The sequence below is a fragment of the Spongiactinospora rosea genome, assembly GCF_003315795.1.
Lineage (GTDB): Bacteria > Actinomycetota > Actinomycetes > Streptosporangiales > Streptosporangiaceae > Spongiactinospora > Spongiactinospora rosea.
On the sequence record NZ_QMEY01000009.1, the window covers coordinates 77,987 to 103,932 of the forward strand.

The window sequence follows — 25,946 nt, forward strand, 5'->3', positions numbered from 1 at the left end:
CATCAGGAAAGGAAAGGGGATGCCTAGTATCCCGATTAGCGAGTCACCGTCACGTACCGCGGAACCCTCCGGCACCGACGCCCCCGGAAGCAGCCGGGGGCTGGGAGGGACGGTCGTGCTGGCGCTCGGGGCGTTCGCGGTGGGGACGGACGCCTACGTCGTCGCCGGGTTCCTGCCCGGGATGGCGCGGTCGCTGGCGGTCTCCGAGGCCGCCGCCGGGCAGTCGGCGACGGTGTTCGCGGTGGCGTACGCCCTGCTCTCCCCCGTGCTGGCCACCCTCACCGCCCGGGTGCCGCGCCGCCCGTTGCTGGTGGCCGCGCTGCTCGTGCTCGCGCTGGCCAACCTCGGCTCCGCCCTCGCCCCCGACTTCGGCGCGTTGATGGCGACCCGGGTCCTGGCGGCGTTCGGGGCGGCCGGGTTCACGCCGATCGCGGGCGCGGTCGCCGCCTCCCTGGTCGCCCCGGCGCAGCGGGCCAGGGCGCTCGCCGTCGTGGTCGGCGGGCTGACCGCGGCGACCGCGCTCGGCGTACCGCTCGGCAACCTGGCCGGCCGGATCATGGACTGGCGCGCGGCACTCGGTCTGATCGCCCTGCTCAGCCTGATCTGCGCGGCGCTCGTCGCGTTCATCCTGCCCGCGCTGCCGGGCGGCCCGCGCATTCCGCTGCGCAGGCGGCTCGCCGCGCTGCGCCATCCGGGGGTGCTGGCGGTGCTGCCGCTGAGCGTGTTCGGGCTGATGGCGAGCTACGGGCTGTACGCGTTCGCGGTGCCGCTGCTGCACGAACTCGGCGTGACCCCTTCGGCCGAGAAGTGGCTGCTCTTCCTGTACGGCGTGGGCGCGGTCGGCGGCAACCTGATCGCCGGGGCCGCCGCGGACAGGCGCGGACCGATCCGGGTACTCGCCATCGGGTACGCCGGGCTCGCTGTGACGCTGGCCGTGTTCGCCTGGGCCACCGGCGCGCAGGTCCACTGGCTGCCGCTGACCGCGCTGCTGATGATCGCGTGGGGCGCGAGCACCTGGTTCCAGACCCCCGCCCAGCAGGTGCGGCTCATCTCCGCCGCGCCCGACGAGACCGCCGTGGTCGTCGGCCTCAACGCCTCGGCGCTCTACTTCGGCATCGCCGTGGGCACCGGGCTCGGCGGCCTGCTGCTGCCGGTCGGCGTGCCGGTCGCGCTCGGGGTGAGCGCGGCGCTGGCCGTACTGTGCCTCGGGTACCTCGCCCTGACCCGCCACCACCGCTGACCTGGCCCTCTCGGGGTCGGCGTCAGGCAGCCGGGGCGAGGGCCCGCCACTGGGCCAGCGGGATGACGCGCGGATCGTCGCCGAGTGCCTGGATGCAGACGTGGTCGGCCCCCGCGGCGAAATGCTCGTCCAGGCGGCGCCTGATGTCGTCCGCGTCGCCGTACGCGACCAGGGCGTCCACCAGACGGTCGCTCGCGCCGCCAGAAGGCCCGCCGGTGAAGTCGTCGTCGGTGAAGCCGAGCCTGCGCAGGCTGCCGCGGTAGACGTCACCGCCGACGTAGGCGTTGACGTGGACGGCGGCCAGGCGCCTGGCCTCGGATTCGTCCGGATCGAGTACGACGGCCTGCTCGACCGCCAGCAGCCGGTCCGGGCCGAGCACGTCACGCGCGGTGCGGGTGTGCTCGGGGGTGACCAGGTACGGGTGCGCGCCCTGGCTGCGGTCCCTGGCCAGTTCCAGCATCTTGGGCCCGAGCGCGGCCAGCACCCGGGGCGCGCGTGGCGCGTCCTCCCGGGGCGCGAACGCCGGAAGGACCGACTTCACCGTGTCGCGCACGCCGTCGAGGTCGTCGAGATAGGTGCGCATGGCCGTGTACGGCTTGCCGTACGCCGTACCGAGGAACGTCTCCACACCGAACTTGTGACTCGTGCCCAGCCCGAGCAGGAAGCGCCCCGGGTACGCCTCGGCGAGGCCGTCGGCCAGACCGGCGACGACCTGCGGGCGGCGGGCCCAGATGCTGGCGATGCCGGTGGCGAGGGTGAGTGTGGAGGTCGATTCGAGGGCGAGGGCGGCGTCCAGGAAGGGGTCTCTGACCAGGCCCTCGCTCAGCCACAGCGTGCCGTAGCCCAGTTGTTCCAGCTCGGCGGCGACATCGCGGGCCTGGCCCGGCGGGACGAAGCCGAGCGCGGAGGTCCAGACGCCGATCCGGCCGGTCCTGGGGATGTCGGTCATGGCACGATCCTTTCCGGAGGCTTCCTCCGCAACTATAGGGAGGGTGCCTCCGGTTAGCAAACGTGTCCTTTCAGACGCGGCTCAAGGTCAGCATCGCGTCCCTTTCGAGGTGGGAGAGGTCGAGCAGGAGGTCGCCGGCCTGGTCCAGGTACGCGGCCGCACCGGTCTCACCGGCCTTCGCGATCAGGGCGGCCACGTCGGTCCACAGCGCGGCGGCCTCGCCGTACAGGCGGTGGCCGGTGCGGATCTCGCCGCTTGCGACATGCTCGGCGCATTCGCCGAGGAAATCGCGGTACAGATTACGGAAAAGCGCGCCGCCGGTGCCGCCGCGTTCCATGAGCAGCGCGGCGTGTGGCAGGTGCCGCTGCGGGTCGTCGGTGCGCGACATCCATTTCCGTACCTGGCCCGCGGCCTTTTCGATGCCGCGATGTCCCAGGTTGGCGATGGGGGCGGCGAGAAATGCGGTGGCGCACGAGCGGATGGCGGGGACGATGCCCGCCTGCCAGGAAAGGGCGGGCGGGCCGGTGATGGTGAACGACCGGTTCTTCGCGGCCATCGGGCCGCGTTCGGATCTGGCCAGGGCGAGGTTGCCGAGAGTGGTACGCACCGCGCCGCCCTGCTGGTCGGTGTCGACCAGATAGGCGTGTTCGTCGTCATAGCCGTACATGGCGACGACGTGACCGCCGAAATGGACCTTCGTCGTGAAGTAGTCCAGGTGAAAACTGTCGAGTTGCAGGCCCACCGGACGGCCGGAATCGATGGCGGCGGCCACGTTGTGCCATGCCTTGCGGGCAGAGGTGGTCTCCGCGACCGAAAGGCCCAGGCCCAGGGTAGTGGCCAGGTTCTTGGTGAGCTGGAAGGGCTTCACCCGGCCCCCGAGAAGGGGGAGGTCCATGCCCTTGGCGTCCCAGTAGATGAAGGAAAGGCCGGAGCCGAGGCCGAAGAGCATGGGTTCGGAAAGGGCGAGCCCGGCGTGCTTCAGCAGCACGCCGAGCGCCGTGGTCTCGCAGTGCCGCATTCCGCGGGCGTCGATGTTCTCAAGAATGGCCATGCGAGATCACTTCTTCAGGTAATTCGCGTGCTTCAAGTACTTCAAGTACGGCGGGCGCGGTGCAGTATGTCGGCCTGCTCGGCGAGCGCGGCCACGAGGTCGTCGCCGGTGAGGCGGGCGAGCTGGTGGTGTACGCCGAGCGCGCGTTCGGCCGAGTCCGGCGGGCGGTGCCGGGTCGCGAACCACACGCCCTTGAGGACGGTGATCCGCCAGCCCGGATAGGTCTGCCGGATGACCTCCAGCCGCCGATCGTCCGGCGTCACGCGGCGGATCCCCGGGCCACGGCCGATAAGGACATCAGGGGGGGCATCGGCTCACCGGGAAGGGAGGCTCGGCCGTACCGGAGCCGCGGCACACCGGGGGGCCTGTCCTGCGGCAGCGGAGGGGCGTTGCACAGCACTCCGGCAGTGTAGGTCAACGGGCCGGCGATGGACGGACCGCCGGGCGTACGAGCATGGGCCCAGGTGGTGCGGCGAGTCGATATGTGTCATCGATGCCTTACTCTCTGTAGCTGAAACTGCTAGGGTCATGCTCGTATCCCCAAAGCGTTTTTGCAAGACGGAGCCCCACGTAATACCTCAATCGCAAGGCAAGCACATCGCTCCCGCGCTACGACCCCCCTCAACAGGAGATCCCGTGCCATACAGCCCGACGGTGCGCCGCCGCCGACTGTCCTCGCTGCTGCGCCGACTCCGGCAGGACGCCGGGCTCCACGCCGACGAGGTGGCCCGGCGGCTCGAATGGACGGCCTCCAAGCTCACCCGGATGGAACGCAACGAATGGAAGCTGCCGAGCGTCCGTGACGTACGCGACCTCCTCGATGTCTACGGCGTCACCGACCCCTCTCTGCGCGAGGCGGTCATCGCCCTCGCCCGGGAGGCGCGTCAGCGCGGGTGGTGGGAGGAGTACAAGGACGTCTTCCTGGTCGGCGCGCTGCCGGAGTTCGAGACGGAGGCGAGCGAGATCCGCGCCTTCCAGGCCCTCCTCGTTCCCGGCCTGCTCCAGACACCCGACTACGCCGCCGCCGTGTTCCGCGGGGGCGGCCGGGCGATCGACGACGCCAAGGTCCGGCGGCGGGTGGAGGCCCGGATGGCCCGCCAGCAGATCTTCGAACGGAACGATCCGCCTGTGTTCAGGGCGGTCATCGACGAGGCGGCGCTGGCCAAGCACGTGGGCGGCGCCGACGTGATGCGCAAGCAGATCCTGCACATCGCGGACATGGCGACGCGGTCGCACATCGACGTCCACGTGGTCCCGAACGGCATGGGCGCACACGCCGCCCTCGACAATCCCTTCACGATCCTGCGGTTCGCCACACCGGAGGACCCGAGCCTGGTCCATGTCGGGACGGTCGCCGGCGACCTGTTTCTGGAGAAGACGGACGACGTGCGGAGCTATACGCTGGCTTATGACCATGTACGCGCGTCGGCATTGAGCGCGGACGCGTCACTGGCGTATCTGGCCGAGTTGGCGGACCGATTTCGGTAGAGGCGGGGGGCGGCGGTCATGGCTTCCGTGGAGTCCGATGTGCTTTTCTGGCGCAAGAGCTCATACAGCGGGGCCAACAATTCCGACTGCGTCGAGGTCGCGGCCCTGCCGGGCGGGGGGCGAGCGGTCCGCGACAGCAAGGACGTCCGGGGCGCGATATTGCGGTTCTCCGCTGCGGAATGGGCGTGGTTCGTCGGCACTATCAAGACCGGCGATTTCGGCTGACCGCAATGACCGCCCCATCCCCGCAGTTCGAGGCCATTTTGAGCAAGGCCCGCGTGCCCCGCAACGTCAGGTCAGGCGGGGGCGTGCCAGGGCGAGAAAGTCCGCCTTGAACGGCTCCAGGCGCTCGGCCAGGTTCCCCTCACACACCAGTCATCCCCAACCCTCCCATTGGGGCGGCCGCCGACACCTGCCCGCCGCCCCTGAAATCAGGTCGCGCACAGTACCGACTCGGCGGACTTGACCATCGCCGGACCGATCGCCGCCGTGTCCGCGACGCTGTGCGTGGTGGACACGGCGTACTGCGTACGCCCGTCGAACGACGCGAAGGTCATGGCGGTGAACCCCGCCGTACCGCCGAACACCAGCGACCCCTTGAGCGTGCCCCCGCACAGGCCGCCGCCCCCACCGCTCTGCGGTGATCCACCGGGCCTTTCGGTGAGCACCTGCCGCAGCTCCGGCGGCAGCAGCCTGTCCTGGTGGAACGCCCGGAAGAACGCGCTGACGTCACGCGTCGTGGAGACCACTCCGCCCGGCGCGCCGCCATAACTGGCGTTGAACCGGTGCATGTCGCGCAGCCGCCCGCGCGAATCCGGGTAGTAGCCGTGGCCGTGCGGCCCCTCGATGCCCTGGGGCGGCCGGAAGGTGAGGTAGGTGTCGTTCATCCGGAGCGGGGTGAAGACGCGCCGCTTGAGTTCGGTGGCCAGGGAACGGCCGGTCACCCGCTCGATGATCATGCCGATCAGGGTGTAGTTGGTGTTGGAGTAGGCGAACTTCTCGCCCGGTTCGCCGGTGCGGGGCTGGCCACGGGAGATCCGTACCAGGTCCGTCGGTCGGTAATAGGTGGTGAAATCGAATATATCGACCGACGCGCCCCCCTCGCCGCCCGCCGGGTCGTTACCGAACCAGTCGGGAATGCCCGAAGTGTGCTGGAGCAACTGCCGCACGGTGATCTCACCGGCCCGTTCCACCAGGTCGCGCCTGGCCACTTCGGGCAGCAGATCGCCCAGCTTGTCGGCCAGGCCGAGGCGGCCTTCGGCCACCAGTCGCAGCAGTACCGTGCCCACCATCGTCTTGGTCTGCGAGCCGATGCGGTACCGGGACCCGGCGGGGATCGCGCCGCCTTTGCCACCGAGCAGCCGCGAGCCCGCAGACCCTTGGCCGGTACGCCTGCCGTCCACGTACAGCCCGGCGATGGCGCCGACCACTCCGGGGGTTCGCGCGAGTTCGGCCATGGCCCGCCGTACGTCGCCCGCCGGGCGTACGTCCTGGGCGGCGGCGGGCTGGACGACGGCGAGGGTGAGCATCGCGCAGGCCAGCCCGACGACTCCGGCCCTTTTCCGGTACTTCATCCAGATGGTCCTCTCATCGCGGGGTCGTGATTCGAGGACCTTTGTAGGAGTACGGCCGTTTCCTCCGTGTTATCGGGCGGCCGGTTTGTCCCACACGAGTAGGTAGCGGCGGAGCAGCAGGCGGCGCCAGCGACAGCCGGGGAGAGTAGCGCGGGCCGCTCTGCCCACATCGCCCCAGCTCATGGTGGGGTTCAGGGCGGGCATGCCCGCTCCGCTCTTGGGTCCGTGCCGCAACTGGTGCAGCCGGGTGACGACCTGCGCGGTGCCACTGATGATCCAGTCGAGCGGGGAACGGTTCTGGGCGAGACCGATTACCACGAGCCGCCCACCCGGGGCGAGCAGGCGGGTCAGAGCGGCCATGGCCTGGCCGAAGTCGGCGTGGTGGACGACGGCGACCGCGCTGATGAAATCGAACTTCCCCTCCGGCAGCAGCCCCGCCGGGTCGTCAAGGTAGTCGGCCTGGACGAAGGACAGGCCGGGCACGTCGCCGTGTTGCGCACGGGCGGTCTCGATGGCCCCGGGATGCCGGTCCGCCCCGATGACCGAGCCCGCCTTGGTGATCAGCTTGCGGGCCAGCAGGCCATCACCACAGCCGATGTCCAGGGCGTGCGCACAGCCTTCCGGCACGAGCTTCAGCACGAGTCGCTGGTAATGGACGTTGTGATTCCAGTACGGATCGGCCATCCGATCACAATAGGGGCGGACCTTGATCAATGCGGCGGAGTGCGGACGTCGGCCTGCTCGGGCAGCGATGCCCGGCGCCGATGCCGGCCGGTTCGGCTGGGACCGTGCGGTGATGGTACGGCCCGCCGCCCGGCAGGACGGCCTGAAGGGTCAGTGGGTGGTGAACCAGGTGCGGGCGAGGGTGGCCACGGATTCGAGGGCGCCGGGTTCTTCGAAGAGGTGGGTGGCGCCGGGGACGATTTCGAGGTGGGCCTCGGTGTGTTCGAGGCGGCGCAGGGCGGCGCCGTTGGCCTCGACGACGTCGGGGTCGTCGCCGCCGACGATGAGGAGGGTCGGGGCGCGGACGCGGGCGAGCCATTCGGCGGCGAGGTCCGGGCGGCCGCCGCGGGAGACGATGGCGGCGATGCCGGTGCGGCGTTCGCCGGCGGCCTGGAGGGCGGCGGCGGCGCCCGTGCTCGCGCCGAAGTAGCCGATCCGCAGGTCGGGGGCCTGTTCGTGGAGCCAGCCGGTGACCAGGTCGAGCCGGTAGGCCAGGAGCTGGATGTTGAAGACGTTCAGCCGGTCGCCGCTCTCCTCCGTGGTGAGCAGGTCGAACAGCAGGGTGCCGAGACCGGCCTCGTTCAGGACCTCGGCGACGTACTGGTTGCGCGGGCTGTTCCGGCCGCTGCCGCTGCCGTGCGCGAAGGCGACCACCATGCCGGCGTCCGGTGGCAGGACGAGCTGTCCGGGGAGCCGGAGCCGCATCCCGGGCAGCGCGATCTGGACGTTGTCCTCCACAGCCGTCCCCTTCCCCACATATGGGAGGTGACACGGCGTTTGCCGAGGTAGTACGGGGCAGGAGGGACGTACCCAGCCGAGGAGGGGGGTGTCCAGGTCATGACGGAAAAGCACTGGAACATCGAGGTCAACGTGGTCGAGGACGAGGTCAACACGACCGCGCAGGCCATTTTGACCATGCCGACCGGCGAGGAGCACATCGGCATCGGCAATGCCCGCCGCAACCCGTCCGACCGGCCGGTCGCCGTGATCGGCGACGAGCTGGCGGTCGGGCGTGCGCTCGCCGATCTGTCCGGCCGGCTGCTCGGGCAGGGCGCGCGCGATGTGGCGCGGGTGTCCGGGCACGGCTCGGAGGCCACCGGCCGGGGCTGGTGAGAAACCCGGATGGCGCCCGCGCGGGTGACGGTGGTGGTGGTGAGCCGGGATCGGCGGGCGGATCTCGCCCGGTCGCTGGCCTGCCACGAGGGTCCGGTGATCTTGGTGGACAACGGCTCGTCGGACGGTACGCCGGAGTTCGTGCGGGAGTGGTTCCCGCACGTCACGGTGGTCGAGGCGGGCCGCAATCTGGGTGCGCCCGCGCGTAACCTGGGTGTACGCCTGGCCACCACGCCGTACGTGGCCTTCGCCGACGACGACTCCTGGTGGGCCCCCGGGGCGCTGGAACGCGCCGCGGACCTGTTCGACGTCCATCCCCGCCTGGCGCTGCTCGCCGGGCGGCTGCTCGTCGGGCCCGCCGAACGGGTGGACCCGATCTGCGCGGAGATGGCCCGGTCGCGCATCGGGCGCGAGCCCGACCTGCCCGGACCGAACGTGCTGGGCTTCCTGGCCTGCGGCGCGGTGGTGCGCCGCGAGCCGTTCCTGACCGTGGGCGGGTTCGACGACGTGGTGTTCTTCTTCGGTGAGGAGGAACGCCTCGCGCTGGACCTCGCCGCGGCCGGGTGGGGCCTGGCGTACGTCCCCGGCGTGGTGGCCCACCACCATCCGTCGCCGTCCCGCGATCCGGCCGGACGCCGGGCGCTCGCCGCCCGCAACGCGGTGCTGACCGCCGTGCTGCGGCGTCCGTGGGGAGTGGTCGCCCAGGTGACCGCCGCGACGGCGCTGCGCGGCGGCCGGGCCGGTCGGCGCGGGCTGCGGGATGCGGTGGCCCGGCTGCCCCGGGCCCTGGCCGCGCGGCGGCGGCTGCCGCCCGCGGTGGAGACCGCCCGCCGTACGCTCGACCTGGGCTTGACCTGACAGATCAGCGGGCCGTACGACGGGCGAACAACACACCCGACAAGGCCACCGACACCACCAAGATCCCGGCACACCACGCGAGCGCCACCATGGGCCGCGTACCGACCGACTGCCCCAGCATCAGCCCGCGCACGCTGTCGATGATCGGCGTCACCGGCTGGTGCGTGGCGAACCCCCGAATCGCCTCCGGCATGGTCTCGATGGGCACGAACCCGCTGCTCATGTACGGCAGGAACAGCATCAGGAACCCGAACCCGCCCGCCGCCTCCGGCGACCTGGCCAGCAGCCCGACCGCCGCCGACAGCCACGACATGGCCACCACGAACGCCAGCAGCAGCCCCGCCGCCAGCAGCCACCCCGCCAGGCCGGCCGAGGGCCGAAACCCGATCGCGAACGCCGCCCCGAACACCAGCACCAGTGACAGCACGTTGCGCGCGGTGCTGGCCAGCACATGCCCCGCCATGATGGCCGGGCCGCCGACGTCCATGGACCGGAACCGGTCGATGATCCCGTCCTTGATGTCCTGGCTCAGACCCACCGCCGTCAGCGAAGCCCCATACCCGGCGCACAGGACGAGCACGGCAGGCAGCACATAGGTCACATATGCGGTGCCGGTCTGGATCGCCCCGCCGAACAGGAACACGAACACCAGCATCAGGATCACCGGCAGCAGCAGCGCGATGATCAGCGCGTCCACGCCGCGCAGCGACAGCCGCAGGCACCGCGCGGCCATCGTCGGCCAGTGCGCGCGAGCGGGCCGGATGGCGAGGTCAGACATGCGCGGGCTCCTCTTCCGTGGCGTGGCCGGTCAGGGTCAGGAAGACGTCGTCCAGGGTGGCGCTGTGCACGCCGAAGGTCCGTACCGCGCCCCGCCCCGGGTCCACCTCGTCGAGTACGGCCCGGACGTGCGCGGCGCTGCCGTCCGTCGCCACCGACAGCGTCAGCTTGACCGGATCGCCGTGCGCGACCCGCCCGCCGAGCGCCCCGGTCGCCGCCGAGTACGCGGCCGGATCGGCCATGACCAGGTCCAGCCGCTGCGCGGAGACCTGCCGCTTGAGGTCGTCGGCCGTGCCGTCGGCGATCACCGTGCCCCCGTCGATGACGCTGATCCGATCCGCCAGCCTGTCCGCCTCCTCCAGGTACTGGGTGGTGAGGAAGACCGTCACCCCGGTGCCGACCAGGTCGGTGATGACCTGCCACATGGCCTGCCTGCTGCGCGGGTCCAGGCCGGTGGTCGGTTCGTCCAGGAAGATCACCGAGGGCGGGACGACCAGGCCGGCCGCGAGGTCCAGGCGGCGGCGCATGCCGCCGGAGTACGTGCCGACCCGCCGCCCGCCCGCGTCGGTGAGGTCGAAGCGGTCGAGCAGTTCGGCGGCGCGGCGGCGGGCCGCGGGCCGGGACAAACCGCGCAGCCTGGCCATCATGCGCAGGTTCTCCTCGCCGGTCTGCAACTCGTCCACGGCGGCGTACTGGCCGGTCAGCGTGATGCTGCGGCGGACCTCGGCGCGCTGCCGCACCACGTCGAACCCGGCCACCCGCGCCTCGCCGCCGTCCGCCCTGATCAGTGTGGACAGGATGCGGATGGTCGTGGTCTTTCCCGCCCCGTTGGGCCCGAGCAGGGCGAACACCGTGCCCGCCGCGACCTCCAGGTCCACTCCGGCGAGCACGCTCACCTCCCCGAACGATTTCGCGAGGCCGCGCGCCTCGATCGCAGGCCGCATGGTCGTCCCCCCTTAACTGCGTACTAGGTACGCGCTACTGCGTATGGCGTACATCTGTCTGCGTAGGATATACACAGAAGGAACGTGACGGTCAAGGAGAACGATGGACGACGACGGTGAGAGCGGCACCGGACTCCCGGCGAGCATCGAGGCGGCCTGGGGCATCCGCAGACGTCCCGGCAAAGGCCCCCGGCCCGGGCTGACGCTGTCCCGGATCGTCCAGGCCGCGATGGACGTGGCCGAGGCCGAGGGGCTGCCCGCGGTGTCGATGAGCAAGGTCGCCGCCGAGCTGGGCGTGTCCACGATGTCGCTGTACCGCTACGTCGCCGCCAAGGACGAACTGCTCATGCTCATGCTGGACGCGGCAGCGGGGTCACCGCCGGAGCCGCCGCCCGGGCTGGGCTGGCGGGCGGACCTGACCTGGTGGAGCCGGCAGATGATGGCCACCCACCGGCGCAACCCCTGGACGGTCCAGATCCCGGTGTTCGGGCCGCCCATCACGCCCAACCAGTTGCGCTGGATGGAGCAGGGGCTGCGTGCGCTGGCCGGCACCCCGCTGCGCGAGGACGAGAAGCTGGGCGTGATCCTGATGCTCTCGATCTTCGTGCGCAGCCAGGCGGCGCTGTTCATCCAGCTGGAGACGGCCTTCCAGGGCAGGCAGGACGACACCGAGGTGGGCGCGCTGGCCGGCTACAACGCGCTGCTGCGCAAGGTCCTCGACCCGCGCGACTTCCCCGCGATTCACGGGGTGATCGACGCCGGGGTCTTCGACGCCGGCGACTCCGAGGAGGAGGACTTCCGCTGGGCGCTGGACCGCATCCTGGACGGCGTGGCGCGGCTGTTCGGCGAGTGAGTCAGCGCGTCCACAGGGCCTCCTGCACCGCCCCGACCAGCGCCATCAGCTCCGGCGACACACGCTCGGGCGACCAGGCCACGCCGTAGGACAGACGCAGCCCGCCCGCCTCGAACGGCACGAACACCACATCCGCCCGGCGCACCGACCGCACCAGCAGGTGCGGCGTGGGCAGCAGCCCGGCCCCGGCCGCGACCAGGTCGAGCAGCGCGGCGTAGTCGTCGATGTCGTCGGCCACGACGCGGTACTGGTGGGGGCCGCGCAGGCGTACGGCCAGCCGCGCCCACATGCCGCCGGGCGGCCGGTTGCCGGGCATCAGGATCTTGTGCCGTCCCAGCCGGTCCGGGCGCAGCTCGGACGAACCGGCCAGCGGGTCACCGGCCGGGACGGCGATGTGATCGACCGGTACGTGGAACCGCGCCGCCGTCGTGAACTCCCGGGGGAACGGCGCGCCGACGATGGCCACGGACGCCTCGCCCGCCGCCAGCGCCGCCGTCGCCGCCGCCCACCCGGCGGCCCGCAGCTCGACCTCGATCGGCGGCGTGCGCCGGGCGAGCCGCCTGGCGACCCGCGCGGCCAGCTCGCCGAGCAACGGTGGATAAGCGAGCCGAATGACCGGACCGGCCTGCGCGGCCAGCCGTACGGCCTCGGCGGTGAACGCGCCCGCCCCGTCCAGCAGCGCCTCGGCGTAGGGGAGCAGCGCCGCACCCGCCGCCGTCAGACGCACCTCGCGGCTGGTGCGCTCGAAGAGCCGCAGGCCAAGGGCGCGCTCCAGGCGGCCGACCGCCTGGCTCGCGGCGGGCTGGGAGATGCCCAGCTCGGCCGCCGCGCGGGAGAAACCGAGGTGCCTGGCGACCGCGGCGAAGCAGCCCACCTCCCGCAACGGCGGCGCGGGATCGATTCGGGACACCAATAGATGCTATGCGAGCCCACCGGCTCTCGGCAGGATGCGCTGGACTTGCAGATACGGCCGGAGTGGAAGGAACTCATCGTGACCGCAGTGTCGTTTCCCGGCACATCGACCGTGCTCGGATATCCGCGTATCGGCCCGCGCCGCGAGCTGAAGCGGGCGCTGGAGTCGTACTGGGAGGGCGCGGCGAGCGCCGATGACCTGCGCGCCGCCGGAGCCGGGCTGCGCGAGCAGACCTGGCGGCGGCTCGCCGGGCTCGGCCTGGCCGCGCTGCCGTCCAACACGTTCTCCTACTACGACCAGGTGCTGGACACGGCGGTCGCGCTCGGCGCGGTCCCCGCCCGCTACCGCGCCGGCACCCCGGAGCAGACCTACTTCGCGATGGCCCGCGGCACCGCCGGGCTCGCGCCGCTGCGGATGACGAAGTGGTTCGACACGAACTACCACTACATCGTCCCGGAGATCGGCCCGGACACGGAGTTCGGCCCGGCCGACCCGGGCAAGGCGCTGGCGGAGGTGCGCGAGGCGCGCGCGCTCGGGTACGAGACCCGGCCGGTGCTGGTCGGACCGATCACGTTCCTGCTACTGGCGCAGGGCACGGCTCCGCTGGACCGGCTGGACGACGTGCTCGGCGGCTATGCCGCGCTGCTGGCGGCACTGGCCGACGAGGGCGTCGACTGGGTCCAGCTCGACGAGCCCGCGCTGGTCGCCGACCGCACGCCCGCCGAGCTGGCCGCCGTCCGCGCCGCCTACGACCGGCTGGGCGCGCTGCCCCGGCGGCCCGCGCTGCTGGTCGCGAGCTACTTCGGCGACCTCGGCGAGGCGCTGCCCGCGCTCGCCGAGTCCCCGATCGAGGGGATCGCGGTGGACCTGGTGCGCGGCGAGGTGCCGCGGCATCCGGCGCTGGCCGGGAAGGTCGTCGTGGCGGGGGTGGTGTCCGGGCGCGAGGTGTGGCGTACCGACCGGGACCGGGCGCTCGCGTCCCTGCACGCGATCCAGGCCGGGCAGGTCGTGGTGGGCACGGCGGGTTCGCTGCTGCACGTCCCGTACGACGTGGAGGCCGAGACCGGCCTTGAGCCCGCGCTGCGCGACCGGCTGGCCTTCGCCGAGCAGAAGGTGGCCGAGGTGGTCGAGCTGGCCGAGCTGTTCGCGTCGGGAGTACGCCCGCAGCGCGCCGCCGTGCCGTCGCGCCCCCGCGAGAGCGCGCCGGTCGCCGAGCGGGAGGGCCGCAGCCCCTACCCGGTACGCGCCGCCGCCCAGGCCGGACGCCTGTCGCTGCCCGTCCTGCCGGTCACCACGATCGGCTCGTTCCCGCAGACCGGCGAACTGCGCGCGGCCCGCGCCCAGGTCGCGGCGGGCACGCTCACCGAGGCCGACTACGAGGCGCTGGTCCGCGGCGAGATCGAGCACGCCATCGGCGTGCAGGAACGGCTGGGCCTGGACGTCCTGGTGCACGGCGAGCCCGAGCGCAACGACATGGTCCAGTACTTCGCCGAGCACCTGGACGGCTTCGCGGTCACCCGGCACGGCTGGGTCCAGTCCTACGGCTCGCGCTGCACCCGCCCGCCGATCCTGCACGGCGACGTGAGCCGCCCCGGGCCGATCACCGTACGCTGGGCGACCTACGCGCAGTCGCTCACCGCCAAGCCGGTCAAGGGCATGCTGACCGGCCCGGTGACGATCACCGCCTGGTCCTTCCGCCGCGATGACCTGCCGTTGCGCGAGGTGATGTACCAGGTCGCCGACGCGATCCGGGCCGAGGTGGCCGACCTGGAGGCGGCCGGGATCGGCATCGTCCAGGTGGACGAGCCCGCGCTGCGCGAACTGCTGCCGCTGCGCCGCGCCGACCAGGACGCCTACCTGGCGGGCGCGGTCGGGGCCTACCGGCGGGCGACCTCGGGGGCGGGCGACTCCACGCAGATCCACACCCACCTGTGCTATTCGGACGCCGACCAGATCGCCGCCGCCATCGACGGCCTGGACGCCGACGTGACCAGCGTCGAGTCGGCCAGGTCGGACGGGCGCATCCTGGCGGAGTCGGCGGTCGGCGCGTTCACCCGCGGGCTGGGGCCGGGGGTCTACGACATCCACTCGCCGCGGGTGCCGTCCGTGACGGAGGTGGAGAAGCTGCTCGGGGCGGCGCTGGCCGTACTGCCCGCCGGGCGTGTCTGGGTCAACCCGGACTGCGGGCTCAAGACCCGCACCTACCCGCAGGTGGAGGCCGCGCTGGCGAACCTGGTCACGGCCGCCGCGAGCGCCCGCCAGGCGCTCTGAGCTACCAGCGCACCAGTGTCATGCGGTGACCGACCTGCGCTCCGGTACGTGGATCGACGCGGAACCTCCCGAACAGCGTGACGGTGTCCAGGGACACGGCGGCCTCCCAGATGTCCTGGCGGGCCGTGCTCGCGGCCCGCTGCGCGCAGTGGACGGCCAGGATCCCGGCGGCGACGGCCTGCACCGCCGGGTAGTCCGGGAACTCGGCGCTGCGAGCGAGGAAGCCGGGCACGACCACCCCGGCGGCCAGGAAGTCGGCGAGGTCGGCGTACACCGAGAGGAAGTCCGCCTCCCGCGGCCCGAGGACGTCGCCGTCCGGCTGCCGGTTCGGCACCCACTGGGCGACGCCGAACACGCCCGCCGGGTGCGGCGCCGCCGTGCCGAACGCGGACACCCCGGCGGCGGTCGTGCACATGTGCCGGGGTGGGCGGCTCGCCGCCCCGGCCCGCTCGACGGTCGCGATGTCCTCGTCGAAGCCACCGGCCGACAGCAGGTCCCAGTCCCCGTCGGTCGGCATGTCGCCGTGCGCCACCGCCACGCCCAGCTCCCGCGCGGCGGCCTCGGCCCCGGCCTTGACCTGCCGCGCGAACGAGCCCTTGCCCGCGCCGATCCACAGCGGCGCGCGCGGCACGGCCTCGGCCAGCTTCTCGACGTACGGCCGGGCGTACTCGCTCGCGGGCGTCAGCACCGACACGAGGTAGCCGGGGTAGGCGGCCTGTACGTCGTCGCCGGAGCCGCCGTGGTTCCACAGGACGCGTTCGGCGTCGGTCGCGATCGGCGCGGCGGCCCGTACGAGGTCGGTGGCGTACGGGCCGAGCATGATGTCGCATCCGGCGAGGACGCCGGGCATGACGGCCTGAAGGGTCCGCGGATCGCTCTGGTCGTCCTCCACGATCAGGTCCACCGCGTTCTCCAGCCGCCGCCAGGCGGCGAGGGCGGCCGCCGTCTGACGGCCGTACCGGGCATAGCGCCCACTCAGCGACAAACACACCCCAACACGCACCCAGGTCCTCTACCCCGGAGGGCCTGGCGAATCATGCCTGTTCGGCGAGCGGCAGGGTGAGGACCATGCTGAGGCCGCCGCCCGGGGTCTCGTCGGGGGTCAGTGTGCCGCCCATCGCCTCGGCCAGGCCGCGGGACAGGGCCAGGCCGAGCCCGACGCCGGTGTGGGTGTCGCGGTCGCCGAGCCGCTGGAACGGCAGGAAGACGTCCTCGTGCCGGTCGCGGGGGATGCCGGGGCCGCGGTCGATGACCCGGATCTCGGCCCGGCCGCCGTACCGGCCCGCCGAGACCACGACGTGCCGGTCCGGCGGGCTGTAGCGGACCGCGTTGGAGACCAGGTTGGCCAGGATGCGTTCGAGCAGCGCGGGATCGGCCAGTACGTCGGGGAAGTGGTCGGGGACGTCGAGGCGCACCCGGTCGGCGAGCGGGCCCAGTTCGTCCAGCGTGCCCGGCAGGATCTCCTCCAGCGCGACCGGTTCGGCCGACACACCGAGGACCCCCGCCTGGAGCCGGCTCATGTCGAGGAGGTTGGCGACGAGGCGGTCCAGGCGGGTGAGGGATTGGTGGGCGGTGTCGAGGAGTTCGGCGCGGTCGGCGGGGGTCCAGTGGACGTCGGTGGCGCGCAGGCCGTCGACGGCGGCGGTGGCGGAGGCGAGGGGGGTGCGCAGGTCGTGGCTGACGGCGGCGAGCAGGGCGGTGCGCATGCGGTCGGCTTCGGCGAGGGGGCGGGCTTTTTCGGCTTCGGCGCGCAGGCGTTCCTGGCGGAGGGCGACGGCGGCTTCGGCGGCGAAGGCTTCCAGGACGCGGCGGTCGGCGGCGTGCAGGAGGCGTCCGCGGGCGGCGAGGATGAGGTGGTCGTCGATGCGGACGTCGGTGCCGGCGTCGCCGGGGGTGGTGGCGGGGGGTCCGCCCGCGGTGGCGGCGATGTGCCAGGGGGTGGTGGGGTCGGTGCGTTCGAGGAGGGTGACCGATTCCAGGGCGAAGGTCTCGCGGAGGCGGGCCAGGAGGGAGGGGAGGGCGGCGTCGCCGCGCAGGACGTGTCCGGCGAGGGTGGACAGGACTTCGGCGTCGGCTCCGGCGCGGGCGGCTTCGCGGGTACGCCGGGCGGCGAGGTCCACGATCGCGCTGACGGCCATCGCCACCACCACGAACACCACCAGGGCGAGCACGTTGTCGGGGTCGGCGATGGTCAGGTCGCGGACCGGCGGCGTGAAGTACCAGTTGATCAGCAGGAACGCCCCCACCGCCGCGGTGATCGCGGGCCACCGGCCGCCCGCCAGCGCGACCGACACCACCAGCAGCAGGAACAGCAGGATCACGCTGGGCAGGGACAGGTGGTCGCGTACCGCCGACATGGCGAGCGTGAGCACCGGCAGGCCGAGCAGGGCCAGCGCCCAGCCGGCCGCCCGCCGGGTCACCGTCAGCCCGGTGTCCGGCCGGGAGGCCGCCCGCCGTCCGCGCCGGGCCTGGTCGTGCGGGATCATGTGGACGTCGATCGAGCCGGACCGCGCGGTGGTCTCCACTCCCACCCCACGCGCCCACAACTGGGCGAACCGGCCGCGCCGGGACGCCCCCAGCACGAGTTGCGTGGCGTTCACCCCGTGGGCGAAGTCGAGCAGCGCGCCCGGGATGTCGTCGCCGACCACCTGGTGGTAGCTGCCGCCGAGGTTTTCGACGAGGGTGCGTTGCCTGGCCAGTTGGGCCGGGTCGGCTCCGCTGAGGCCGTCGCCCCGGGTGACGTGGACGGCCAGCAGGTCCGCGCCCTTGGTCCGCGCCGCGATCCGCGCCGCCCGCCTAACCAGCGTGTCCCCCTCCGGACCCCCCGTCAACGCCACCACCACCCGCTCCCGCGCCTCCCACGTCACCGCGATCCCATGCTCGGCCCGATACCGGTCGAGCTGCTCGTCCACCTTCCCCGCCACCCAGAGCAGCGCCAGCTCCCGCAACGCCGTCAGATTCCCCACCCGGAAATAGTTCGCCAGCGCCGCGTCCACCTTCTCCGGCGCATAAACGTTCCCGTGCGCCAGCCGCCGCCGCAACGCCTCCGGCGACATGTCCACCAGCTCCACCTGATCGGCCCGCCGCACCACCTCATCCGGCACCGTCTCGCGCTGCACCACCCCGGTGATCCGCTCCACCACGTCGTTGACCGACTCCAGATGCTGCACGTTCACCGTCGTGATCACATCGATCCCGGCCGCGATGATCTCCAGCACGTCCTGCCACCGCTTGGCGTTACCCGAACCGGGGACGTTGGTGTGCGCCAGCTCATCCACCAGCACTACCCGCGGACGCCGGGCCAGCACCGCCGCCACGTCCAGCTCGGTGAACGACGCCCCCCGATGGATCACCTCACGGCGGGGCAGGACCTCCAGCCCCTCCACCAGCGCGGCGATCGGCGCGCGGCCGTGGGTCTCCACCAGGCCCACGACCACGTCCCGGCCCCGGCCCAGCGCCCGCCGCCCCTCGCACAACATCGCGTAGGTCTTGCCGACCCCGGGGGCCGCCCCGAGATACACCCGCAATCGGCCCCGCCCCATCAGCGCCCGCCTCCCCCTGGCTTCCGGCCTATCCGCATCATCTCTCGCGGCTTTCCCTACCCGGCAGGTAGGGAAGGTCAAGGGCTGTGCGATGGTAGGGGGCATGACAAATCCCGATCGGTCCGCAGCCGCCGGCCGTCCGGCCGTGGACTTCTACTTCGACCCCGTCTGCCCCTTCGCCTGGATAACCTCCCGCTGGATCCTCGAAGTCGAACGGCTCCGGGACATCGACCTGCGCTTCCGCGTGATGAGCCTGTACGAGCTGAACAAGGACCGCGACGTCGATGACGACTATCGCGTCCGGCTCGAACGCGGCAGGGGCATCGGCCGGGTGCTGGCCGCCGCCGCGCAGCGGCACGGCGAACCGGTGCTGCGCGACCTCTACACGGCGCTCGGCACGCGCATCCACAACCAGAAGAACAAGGACTTCCCGCAGGTCGTCCGGGAGGCCCTGGCCGAGGTGGGGCTCCCGGACGACCTGGCGGACGCCGCCCAGGTGACCGACTACGACGAGGCGCTGCGCAAGAGCCACCACGAGGGCATGGACCCGGTCGGCGAGGACGTCGGCACCCCCACGATCCACATCGACGGGGTGGCGTTCTTCGGGCCGGTGCTGTCGGCGATCCCGCGCGGCGAGGACGCCCTGCGGATCTTCGACGGGGCCCGGCTGCTGGCCGGATACCCGAAGTTCTTCGAGCTCAAGCGCACCCGTACCGGCGAGCTGGACTTCACCTGACCTCCGCGGCGGGCCGCCCGGTCACGTCCAGCTCCCGGCGCAGGAAGCGGAGCTGGTGGGTGAGCATGTTCGCGGCCACCGCCTCGCCTGCGGGCAGGTGGGTGGTCCGGGACAGCGGCAGCACCTCGTGCGGGCGGCCCGCGGCCAGCAGCGCGGCCGACAGGCGCAGCGTGTGCGCGGCCACCACGTTGTCGTCGGCCAGGCCGTGGATCAGCAGCAGCGGACGGCGCAGCCCGGCGGCCTCGCGGATCGGCGAGCACCGGTCGTAGGCGTCCGGGTGCTCATCGGGGTGGCCGAGGTGGCGTTCGCGCCAGTGCGTGTCGTACAGGCGCTGGTCGGTGACCGGCGCCCCGGCGACGGCGGCGTGGAAGACGTCGGGGCGGCGCAGTACCGCGAGCACCGCCAGGTAGCCGCCGAACGACCAGCCCCGGATGCCCACCCGGGTCAGGTCCAGGTCGGGGAAGCGCAGGGCGGCCTCCCGCAGGCCCTCCACCTGGTCCGAAAGCACCGGTCCGGCGATGTCCAGGTGGATCGCGCGCTCCCAGGCCGGGCCGCGTCCGGGCGTACCCCGGCCGTCCACCGCCAGCACCGCGAACCCCTGCTCGGCGAACCACTGCGACATGTGGACCCACCAGCTCCGCTCGGCGGTCACCTTGCGCAGCGCGGGACCGCCGTAGGGGTCCATCAGCACCGGCAGCGGGCCTTCGCGGTGCCAGGACGGCAGGAACAGCGCGGCGCGCAGCCGCTTCGGGCCGAGTTCGAGCATCTCCATCCGCGGTTCCAGCACGGGCGTCTCGGCGTGGGAGGTGATCTCGACCGGCGGGTGTCCCCCGCCCTGTACGGCGATGCGCGGCCCGTGCCGGTCCAGGGTCCGCGAGACCAGTACGACGCCGCCCGCCCGGCCGGTCCCGGTGTGGACGCCGGGCTCCTCGCTCAGCCGCCGCACACCGGTCGCCGGGTCGTACGCCCAAAGGTGCGTCTCCGTCGGCTCGTCCGACGCCGTGAACAGCACCGTCTCGCCGTCCACCGCGACCACCGCCGACAGGTTCAGCCCGGTCGGGGTGACCGGCCGCCCGTCCACCACCAGTTTGCGGGTGTCGTCCAGGTCGGCGGAGGTCACCAGCGCGCCCGCCGGCGTCCGCGCGGGCAGGCCCGGCACGAGCTCGACCCACGCCTCGTCGTGCTGTTCGGCCAGTACCTCGGTCGCCCCGGTGTCCGGGGCGATTCCGAGCACCCGTACGTGCCGCTGGCTCCTGTCCTGCACCGACGCGTACGGCCCGCGCGCGTCCCACCCCGCGTGGGTCAGGTACTCGAACGCCGTCACGTCCCAGTCCACCGGGATCAGCGGGCCGCCCGCGACGTCGGCGATCCACAGCGTGACCTCGGCGTTGGCCGTGCCCGCCGCCGGGTACGGGATCGTGGCGGGCGGCCGGGAGGGGTCCGTGGGGTCGGCGATGTGCCAGCGGAGCACGGGCGCGGTGTCCACCCTGGCGACCAGCAGCCGGTCCCCGCCGGGGGACCACCAGTAGCCGCGGTGGCGGCCCATCTCCCCGGCCGCGACGTGCTCGGGCAGGCCGTAGCTCACCTCGGGGCCGTCCGGCGCGGCGACCGGGCGATCGTCGCGGCCGTCGGCCTCGGTGACGCGCAGCGTCCCGCCGCTGACGTAGGCGATCCGCCGTCCGGTGGGGTCGGGGCGGGGGTCGGTCACCGGCGGGGCGGCGGGCAGCTCGCGGGCCTCGCCGTCCGTGGTCCGGCAGGCCCACAGCCTGCCGGACAGCGCGAAGACCAGCAGCGCGCAGGCGTCGTCGGCGGCGTAGGAGCCGATGCCGGACGACGGCTCCCCGGCGGCGGCGAGCAGCGCCGCCGGGTCCGCCAGCAGGCGTTCCTCGCCGGTCGCGCGGTCCAGCGCCCACAGGCGGGAGACGGGGTCGTCGCCGGCCAGGCCGCGCAGGAAGTACACCGTGCCGCCGTCGGGGGAGAGGGTGAACTGGGCGGGCACGCCGAGGGTGAAACGCCGGGTGCGGGCGAACTGGCGGGGGAAGTCGGACATGCGGATACGGCTCCTTCAGCAGTGAAAAAGGCCCCTGAAACGCAAAAAACCGCTATCCGATGAAGTCGGACAGCGGTTTGCGGTCGGGGTCATTTTACCGCATTTCACACGCGTCAGTTGCGTACCAGCACCACCAGGTCGTCCGGGGTGATCTCGCCACGGGCCCGCTCCTCAAGGGCGGTCACGCCGCAGGCCAGGTTGATGAAGACCACGCGGGCGTCCTCGTGGTCGGCGTACGCGGCGGCCAGCGCCATCGCGCCGAACCGCAGGCAGGTGGCGATCTCCGCGGTGACCGGCACGGCCCGGGTGAGCACCTTGTCCAGCAGGTGGACCAGGTTGTCGGCGATCACCGCGGTCAGCACCCGCATCGGCTCGTCGCCTGGCATCGCCGGGGGCACCAGCGCGCGTTCGGCCATGCCCGCCGCCCGGCCCGGCGAGACGTAGAAGGTCGGACCCATGCCGCGCAGGTGCCGGGCCCAGTAGGCGTTCAGGCGTACTTCGGCGTCGCGCCTGCGGTCCAGCGGCCGATCGGCCTGGAGCCAGCGGAACAGCACGACCGGGTAGCTCAGCGCGAGGATCTCGTACGCCCGCGACCGCAGCGCCGGGGAGGACAGCAGGTCCAGCCGCCAGCGCAGCCGCGAGTGCTCCTTGGCGAAGCGCTCGCCGGACCGCACGAAGTCGGAGTCGAGCAGCCCCACGAACCGGCGCAGACCGTCGTCCCGGGCGGCGACGGACGCGGGCAGGAAGTCCGGCAGCGCGCCGGCGAACAGCGTGAGACGGGCGTCCGCCAGGTGCGGGCGCAGGTCGGGGCAGTAGTCGAGGGCGACGCGTACCGGCAGCCAGTCGTACGCCTCGATCCACCCGGGCGTCGGCCCCACGGAGAACTGCCGGAACAGCCTCCGGGCCAGCTCCGGCACGAACGGCGTGTTCTGGGACGCCATCGCGAACATCGCGGCGGGCACCCGGTCCGCCTGCAGCCTGCGCTGCAGGGTCGGCACCGAGATCCCGAACGGGTGCGCCACCCCGGCCGCCGTCGCGGGCTTCGGCCGGCGTCCGGCCATCTCGTTCCTCGCCCAGACCGGCCGTTTGCGGATGTCGGCCACGGGGTGCAGCACGGGGTCGTTCAGCTCCTGGGCGGTCGGCAGCCGGTACGGCTGGTCGCGCTGGTGCTCGCCCACCCACGCCAGGAACGGCTCCAGGTCCACGTCCCACAGCCCGGAGATCGGATCGTCGTCGTCGGGCCACACGCCGCCGGGCAGGTCGGGCCGCCGCTCCTCGCCGCGCCAGGCGGAGTCCTCCACGAACAGGCGGTACAGGCCGGCGGACACCGGGATCGCGCACGCCTCGGCGCCGTTGCCCAGCGTGATCGTACGGCGCAGCGACCGGGTGACCTTGACCTGGACCATGAGCGCCCGGCGTTCGTCGTCCACCGAGGAGGACAGCAGGTCGTCCAGCCGGTCGCGCAGCCCGGGGGCCAGCTCCAGCGCGTCGTCCTGGCAGTCGAACGCGAGCGCCAGCGCCCGCGCCGACCCCGACCGCAGGCACGCCTCCACCAGCGGCCCGGCGTCCGAGCCCGCCGCCCACAGCAGGGCCGTCTCCCGCCACCAGGGGTCGTCCACGGTCTCGGTCAGGATGTCGGGGCGGTTCTTCTCCCTGATCTCCTCGGCCGCCAGGTACTCCTGGAGGGTGAGGTGCGCGAACGCGTAACTGCCCGCCTCCCGCTGCACCAGCAGCCCGCTGCGCTCCACCATGGTCAGGAACTCGGCCGCGTCGGCCCGCCTGACCACCCGGGCCAGCGCGGGCGTGATCACCTTGTGCAGGTCGCGGGTCGGCAGGTCGCGCACCTTGTGCCGCATCATGTGCAGGGCCAGCTCGCGCAGCACCAGCTTCTTCTGCCCGCCGGTCAGCCCGGACGGCGGGTCGGCCAGCCGCTTGGCCTCCTGCCGCCGGTATAGCAGCACCTCGCACATCTCGCCGTACAGCTCGGCCCGGCCGCCGGGCAGCGCGCCCCGGTAGCGGTGCACGTTGCAGATCATCGTGAGCAGCAGCGGGTTGGCCGCGAGGTCGAACAGCGCGGGCTGCGCGCGGACCCGTACCAGCAGGTCATCGGCCGCCTCCCGGGCGTGCGCGGCCACGTCGGGGCCGTCGGCGTTGCGGCTGCGCCGCTCCATCGCGAGGTACCAGCCGTGCACGAACCTGGTCGCCTGCTCGGGCGTGAACCGCCACACCTGGAGCACGGACGCCCCGGCCAGCGGGGCCGTCTCGTAGCCGTAGGGCCGGGAGGTGATCACGAAGTCGTTGCGCGGATAGCGGATGATCTGGGCCGACACCCAGTCCACGATCGCCCGGCGGTGGTCCTCCCCGGCCACCTCGTCCAGCCCGTCGAGCAGTACCAGGCAGCGCCCGCGCTCCAGCCGCCGCTCGAACCACGCGGCCGGTACGTCGCCGTGCAGCCAGCGCAGCGAGGCCACCACGTCGGCCAGGGTCAGCCCGGGGTCGTCCAGGATCGCGGCGACGTGGTCGCGCAGGATCAGCAGGATCGGCAGCCCGCCGCGCCGCCGCTCCCAGTTCAGCGCGGTACGCCGGAGCAGCGTGGACTTCCCCGCCCCCGGCCCGGCCACCACCGCCAGCCGCACCGGCTCGGGCACATCCAGGAACTTCCGCAGCCCGACCCGCTCCCCGACCGCGGCCATCGTCCCGAGGTAGGGCTCCCGCACGGCGTCGTGCAGGGGACGGGGGGCGACGCCGACATCGACATAGACCTCGTGCAGGTCAAGGTGGTACTCGCTCTGCGTGGGCACACCCTCAAGATCGACGTAGCTCACCCCGGCGACCAGGCTCTTGCCGTACCGGCCCCGATAGGACGTACGCCGCATCACGGCCCGATCGAGCACATCGGCCACCCGCTGCGCCCACATCCCCCCGAGCACCCCGGCCACCTGCCCGGCGAACCGCCCGACGGCGACCAACGCCCACCACCCGAGCAACGCCCCGAAAGCGAGCCCGGGACTGCTCCGCACCTCGGGCCACACCTGCGCGACCACGGCAGGAGGGCCCAGCGCGACGCAGAGCAGCAGCACTCTGCCGAGAAAGCCGGAGGGGCCCGGCGGGGTGGACGCCGCCGTCATGTCAGATCACCGACCTGGTGGGGGATGCTTGGCCAGGATTATCGGTCCTATTCTCACTGGAGATGGGGGCGTGCACCATGGGTGGCCTCTGACGGCCGGGCCGATAATCACTTCTGCCCCATTTCTCCCAAACATTACCCATCAACCTCCGGGACCGACCTCGACGTGGGAGATGAGGGCTGACCTGGGATGCCGGGGCGGAGTGTCACAGGGGAGCGACCTGCCGGGCCATTTCCTGAAATAGGTTTAGTTGCAGGCGATTCCCAATTTAACCCCCGTCCCCAATCCCTGCCACCTGGCCCGAGACCCGAGCCGGACTCGGGATCTGCGACTTGCACGCCGGGCCAAGTCGCGCACACGACGGCTTGCCGAGCGGCGATGGCCGGCTACTTCATGGGGCATGCACGTTGGGGTTGAATTTCGAAATAAAGATTCACTCCCAGGGCGCCGGCGAAGAAAACACAGCTCAACACGATGAGGGCGATGCCGGTGGTGACGCTCAGGTCCCGAGCGGGCTGAGTTCGGCCGACCCCGAGGGGGTCGTGAACAACCTCAAGCGCCTCCCCCACCCTGGCATTCGGCGCCTGGCGGGAAACCATCGAATAGGGGCCGCCGGGAGGGCAATCCAGCTCGTAGTAGTACGTTATCGAAGGTCCTGGCGCCGGAGCCAGCGGGTCGCCCGAAGGAAGATCGGCGACGGACTTCTCGCCGACCACCCGGCAGACCATCGACAAACCACGCGCCTGTACGATCCAGGTTTCCATGCCGAAGGCCACCGACATTCCCATGGCGATCATCAGCAATAACGAGGTCAGGTAGCGCCGGTCCATGCGCCACACGACCAGGATCCACAATCCGATCATCCCGGCCATCGCCGAGGCGAATACCGGCGTATCGATCGGATGATACAGAATGGCGAGCGTCGCCGGCGCGGTGAGAATCGGCAGGCCGATCGCCGCGAGCAGCCGTGACGATACCGGCCACCGCATTCGGCGAGTACGGGGACGGTCGGCGCTCCGGAATCTCCCCACAGGCTGTGAATAGCAGACAGAGAGCCTTCCCACTGCGACCCGCCGATGAACACCTCCCCATCAATGGGTGAACGACGACTGGAGGAGTGGGGATGGTGTGGCCGCTGGTCAGAGGTGGTAGGCGAGATGCCGTATCCGCATGACCAGGCGTCCCGCCAGGGCACCAGGCCCGGTCCGAGCCCGACGGAGGCCCTCCTGGCCTGGCCCAAGCGACCGGTTGAAAAAGGTTCAGCGCCCCCGCCGAGTACGACACCCGCGCCGGAAACCTATCGGACATCCCCTGCTAAACGCGGTTGTGGTCGCGCCATTCGGTGACGATCGCTTCGATGTCGAAGGGCATCAGGTTGAGCGGGGGGCCGGAGAGGCCCTTTCGGATCGCTTTGTCGATCTTCGCGTTGATCTCTTCGACGATCTTTCTGGCCTCGTTCTCGGTACGGGCGCCGCGGGCCGCCGCCAGGGCCTCCTCCGCCTCCTTGCGGAGGGCGAGGGTGGGCGGGAGGGGGAGGGTCAGGCCCTCGCTCTGGGCCTTCTGTTTGACCCACCACAGCTCGTCGGCCAGCTCGTTGCGGTTGGGGAGCGGTTTGCCCGCGCCCGGGAGGTCGTCGAACTCGCCGCGTTCCATCGCCTCGCGGATCTGCTGGTCGATCCACGACTCGAAGCCCATCGAGTCGGGTTTGCGGTTCGTCATGCTTCCTTTCTACCCAG

At 72.1% G+C, this 25,946-nt stretch carries 23 protein-coding genes; 8 read left to right on the top strand and 15 right to left on the bottom strand.

The features are described 5' to 3' along the window. Positions 1-19: 19 nt before the first annotated feature. Positions 20-1,240 (top strand): MFS transporter, encoded by a 1,221-nt coding sequence (locus DP939_RS21610; RefSeq protein WP_199565323.1) that lies wholly within the window; start codon positions 20-22, stop codon positions 1,238-1,240. Positions 1,241-1,262: 22 nt separating this feature from the next. Here DP939_RS21610 and DP939_RS21615 read toward each other — a convergent pair whose 3' ends face one another. The 3 genes from DP939_RS21615 to DP939_RS21625 all read right to left on the bottom strand — a co-directional run bounded on the left by DP939_RS21615 (position 1,263) and on the right by DP939_RS21625 (position 3,503). After that, a complete protein-coding gene (locus tag DP939_RS21615) occupies positions 1,263-2,189 on the bottom strand; it encodes an LLM class F420-dependent oxidoreductase (RefSeq protein ID WP_113982576.1) in 927 nt (308 codons plus the stop codon). Positions 2,190-2,259: 70 nt separating this feature from the next. After that, complete coding sequence (locus DP939_RS21620) at positions 2,260-3,240, bottom strand: BtrH N-terminal domain-containing protein (protein ID WP_113982577.1); 981 nt, start codon at positions 3,238-3,240, stop codon at positions 2,260-2,262. A gap of 41 nt (positions 3,241-3,281) precedes the next feature. Beyond that, positions 3,282-3,503 carry a hypothetical protein gene (locus tag DP939_RS21625; RefSeq protein ID WP_113982578.1) on the bottom strand — a complete coding sequence of 74 codons (222 nt, stop codon included), beginning with the start codon at positions 3,501-3,503 and terminating at the stop codon, positions 3,282-3,284. A 373-nt stretch (positions 3,504-3,876) separates the two neighbouring features. Here DP939_RS21625 and DP939_RS21630 point away from each other — a divergent pair, with 373 nt between their 5' ends. Together DP939_RS21630 and DP939_RS21635 are read left to right on the top strand one after the other, a co-directional pair. Then, the gene (locus tag DP939_RS21630) at positions 3,877-4,728 is read left to right on the top strand and encodes a helix-turn-helix domain-containing protein (protein ID WP_225878410.1); all 852 of its coding nucleotides are present in this window, start codon (positions 3,877-3,879) and stop codon (positions 4,726-4,728) included. Between the two features lie 18 nt (positions 4,729-4,746). Continuing rightward, the gene (locus tag DP939_RS21635; RefSeq protein ID WP_113982580.1) at positions 4,747-4,953 is read left to right on the top strand and encodes a DUF397 domain-containing protein; all 207 of its coding nucleotides are present in this window, start codon (positions 4,747-4,749) and stop codon (positions 4,951-4,953) included. Positions 4,954-5,159: 206 nt separating this feature from the next. Here DP939_RS21635 and DP939_RS21640 read toward each other — a convergent pair whose 3' ends face one another. The 3 genes from DP939_RS21640 to DP939_RS21650 all read right to left on the bottom strand — a co-directional run bounded on the left by DP939_RS21640 (position 5,160) and on the right by DP939_RS21650 (position 7,763). Further along, a complete protein-coding gene (locus DP939_RS21640; protein ID WP_113982581.1) occupies positions 5,160-6,302 on the bottom strand; it encodes a serine hydrolase domain-containing protein in 1,143 nt (380 codons plus the stop codon). A gap of 69 nt (positions 6,303-6,371) precedes the next feature. Beyond that, the gene (locus DP939_RS21645) at positions 6,372-6,986 is read right to left on the bottom strand and encodes a class I SAM-dependent methyltransferase (protein WP_113982582.1); all 615 of its coding nucleotides are present in this window, start codon (positions 6,984-6,986) and stop codon (positions 6,372-6,374) included. Positions 6,987-7,136: 150 nt separating this feature from the next. Next, positions 7,137-7,763 carry a dienelactone hydrolase family protein gene (locus DP939_RS21650; RefSeq protein ID WP_113982583.1) on the bottom strand — a complete coding sequence of 209 codons (627 nt, stop codon included), beginning with the start codon at positions 7,761-7,763 and terminating at the stop codon, positions 7,137-7,139. Between the two features lie 99 nt (positions 7,764-7,862). On the opposite strand from DP939_RS21650, the gene DP939_RS21655 reads away from it, so the two are divergent. Together DP939_RS21655 and DP939_RS21660 are read left to right on the top strand one after the other, a co-directional pair. Then, a complete protein-coding gene (locus tag DP939_RS21655) occupies positions 7,863-8,138 on the top strand; it encodes a DUF1876 domain-containing protein (RefSeq protein ID WP_113982584.1) in 276 nt (91 codons plus the stop codon). Between the two features lie 9 nt (positions 8,139-8,147). Continuing rightward, positions 8,148-8,996, top strand: coding sequence for a glycosyltransferase family 2 protein (locus tag DP939_RS21660; RefSeq protein WP_113982585.1), 849 nt, complete (start codon positions 8,148-8,150; stop codon positions 8,994-8,996). A gap of 4 nt (positions 8,997-9,000) precedes the next feature. Here DP939_RS21660 and DP939_RS21665 read toward each other — a convergent pair whose 3' ends face one another. Together DP939_RS21665 and DP939_RS21670 are read right to left on the bottom strand one after the other, a co-directional pair. Continuing rightward, on the bottom strand, positions 9,001-9,774 hold the full coding sequence (locus DP939_RS21665) for an ABC transporter permease (RefSeq protein ID WP_113982586.1): 774 nt from the start codon (positions 9,772-9,774) through the stop codon (positions 9,001-9,003). Beyond that, the gene (locus tag DP939_RS21670) at positions 9,767-10,717 is read right to left on the bottom strand and encodes an ATP-binding cassette domain-containing protein (RefSeq protein ID WP_113982587.1); all 951 of its coding nucleotides are present in this window, start codon (positions 10,715-10,717) and stop codon (positions 9,767-9,769) included. Before DP939_RS21670 ends, DP939_RS21665 begins: the two co-directional genes overlap by 8 nt. A gap of 103 nt (positions 10,718-10,820) precedes the next feature. On the opposite strand from DP939_RS21670, the gene DP939_RS21675 reads away from it, so the two are divergent. Continuing rightward, the gene (locus tag DP939_RS21675; RefSeq protein WP_113982588.1) at positions 10,821-11,570 is read left to right on the top strand and encodes a TetR/AcrR family transcriptional regulator; all 750 of its coding nucleotides are present in this window, start codon (positions 10,821-10,823) and stop codon (positions 11,568-11,570) included. Between the two features lies 1 nt (position 11,571). Here DP939_RS21675 and DP939_RS21680 read toward each other — a convergent pair whose 3' ends face one another. Then, the gene (locus tag DP939_RS21680; protein ID WP_158578641.1) at positions 11,572-12,480 is read right to left on the bottom strand and encodes a LysR family transcriptional regulator; all 909 of its coding nucleotides are present in this window, start codon (positions 12,478-12,480) and stop codon (positions 11,572-11,574) included. Between the two features lie 81 nt (positions 12,481-12,561). On the opposite strand from DP939_RS21680, the gene metE reads away from it, so the two are divergent. Further along, complete coding sequence (metE, locus tag DP939_RS21685; RefSeq protein WP_225878411.1) at positions 12,562-14,754, top strand: 5-methyltetrahydropteroyltriglutamate--homocysteine S-methyltransferase; 2,193 nt, start codon at positions 12,562-12,564, stop codon at positions 14,752-14,754. 1 nt (position 14,755) lies between these two features. Here the strand turns inward: metE and DP939_RS21690 are convergent, their stop codons facing one another. Then, complete coding sequence (locus DP939_RS21690; RefSeq protein WP_113982591.1) at positions 14,756-15,757, bottom strand: ABC transporter substrate-binding protein; 1,002 nt, start codon at positions 15,755-15,757, stop codon at positions 14,756-14,758. A gap of 31 nt (positions 15,758-15,788) precedes the next feature. After that, on the bottom strand, positions 15,789-18,296 hold the full coding sequence (locus tag DP939_RS21695; protein ID WP_113982592.1) for a sensor histidine kinase: 2,508 nt from the start codon (positions 18,294-18,296) through the stop codon (positions 15,789-15,791). 103 nt (positions 18,297-18,399) lie between these two features. Here DP939_RS21695 and DP939_RS21700 point away from each other — a divergent pair, with 103 nt between their 5' ends. Then, positions 18,400-19,032: a mycothiol-dependent nitroreductase Rv2466c family protein gene (locus DP939_RS21700; RefSeq protein ID WP_113982593.1), complete on the top strand. Its 633-nt coding sequence runs from the start codon at positions 18,400-18,402 to the stop codon at positions 19,030-19,032. Here the strand turns inward: DP939_RS21700 and DP939_RS21705 are convergent. The 4 genes from DP939_RS21705 to DP939_RS21720 all read right to left on the bottom strand — a co-directional run bounded on the left by DP939_RS21705 (position 19,025) and on the right by DP939_RS21720 (position 25,929). Beyond that, entirely contained in the window at positions 19,025-21,082 is a 2,058-nt protein-coding gene (locus DP939_RS21705) for a S9 family peptidase (protein ID WP_113982594.1), read from the bottom strand. The two genes, DP939_RS21700 and DP939_RS21705, sit on opposite strands and share 8 nt — an antisense overlap. A 113-nt stretch (positions 21,083-21,195) precedes the next feature. Beyond that, the gene (locus DP939_RS21710) at positions 21,196-24,210 is read right to left on the bottom strand and encodes an NACHT domain-containing protein (RefSeq protein ID WP_113982595.1); all 3,015 of its coding nucleotides are present in this window, start codon (positions 24,208-24,210) and stop codon (positions 21,196-21,198) included. A gap of 386 nt (positions 24,211-24,596) precedes the next feature. Beyond that, complete coding sequence (locus tag DP939_RS21715) at positions 24,597-25,199, bottom strand: hypothetical protein (protein WP_113982596.1); 603 nt, start codon at positions 25,197-25,199, stop codon at positions 24,597-24,599. A 325-nt stretch (positions 25,200-25,524) separates the two neighbouring features. Beyond that, a complete protein-coding gene (locus DP939_RS21720; RefSeq protein ID WP_113982597.1) occupies positions 25,525-25,929 on the bottom strand; it encodes a DnaJ family domain-containing protein in 405 nt (134 codons plus the stop codon). Positions 25,930-25,946: the final 17 nt, after the last annotated feature.

Bases quoted from the DNA above. Each gene is read 5' to 3' on its own strand.
- DP939_RS21635 (WP_113982580.1), top strand. From the start codon at position 4,747: ATGGCTTCCGTGGAGTCCGATGTGCTTTTCTGGCGCAAGAGCTCATAC.
- DP939_RS21645 (WP_113982582.1), bottom strand. From the start codon at position 6,986: ATGGCCGATCCGTACTGGAATCACAACGTCCATTACCAGCGACTCGTG.
- DP939_RS21675 (WP_113982588.1), top strand. From the start codon at position 10,821: ATGGACGACGACGGTGAGAGCGGCACCGGACTCCCGGCGAGCATCGAG.
- DP939_RS21700 (WP_113982593.1), top strand. From the start codon at position 18,400: ATGACAAATCCCGATCGGTCCGCAGCCGCCGGCCGTCCGGCCGTGGAC.
- DP939_RS21670 (WP_113982587.1), bottom strand. From the start codon at position 10,717: ATGCGGCCTGCGATCGAGGCGCGCGGCCTCGCGAAATCGTTCGGGGAG.
- DP939_RS21705 (WP_113982594.1), bottom strand. From the start codon at position 21,082: ATGTCCGACTTCCCCCGCCAGTTCGCCCGCACCCGGCGTTTCACCCTC.
- DP939_RS21615 (WP_113982576.1), bottom strand. From the start codon at position 2,189: ATGACCGACATCCCCAGGACCGGCCGGATCGGCGTCTGGACCTCCGCG.
- DP939_RS21655 (WP_113982584.1), top strand. From the start codon at position 7,863: ATGACGGAAAAGCACTGGAACATCGAGGTCAACGTGGTCGAGGACGAG.
- DP939_RS21720 (WP_113982597.1), bottom strand. From the start codon at position 25,929: ATGACGAACCGCAAACCCGACTCGATGGGCTTCGAGTCGTGGATCGAC.
- DP939_RS21715 (WP_113982596.1), bottom strand. From the start codon at position 25,199: ATGCGGTGGCCGGTATCGTCACGGCTGCTCGCGGCGATCGGCCTGCCG.
- DP939_RS21620 (WP_113982577.1), bottom strand. From the start codon at position 3,240: ATGGCCATTCTTGAGAACATCGACGCCCGCGGAATGCGGCACTGCGAG.
- DP939_RS21695 (WP_113982592.1), bottom strand. From the start codon at position 18,296: ATGGGGCGGGGCCGATTGCGGGTGTATCTCGGGGCGGCCCCCGGGGTC.
- DP939_RS21610 (WP_199565323.1), top strand. From the start codon at position 20: ATGCCTAGTATCCCGATTAGCGAGTCACCGTCACGTACCGCGGAACCC.
- DP939_RS21665 (WP_113982586.1), bottom strand. From the start codon at position 9,774: ATGTCTGACCTCGCCATCCGGCCCGCTCGCGCGCACTGGCCGACGATG.
- DP939_RS21660 (WP_113982585.1), top strand. From the start codon at position 8,148: ATGGCGCCCGCGCGGGTGACGGTGGTGGTGGTGAGCCGGGATCGGCGG.
- DP939_RS21710 (WP_113982595.1), bottom strand. From the start codon at position 24,210: ATGACGGCGGCGTCCACCCCGCCGGGCCCCTCCGGCTTTCTCGGCAGA.
- DP939_RS21640 (WP_113982581.1), bottom strand. From the start codon at position 6,302: ATGAAGTACCGGAAAAGGGCCGGAGTCGTCGGGCTGGCCTGCGCGATG.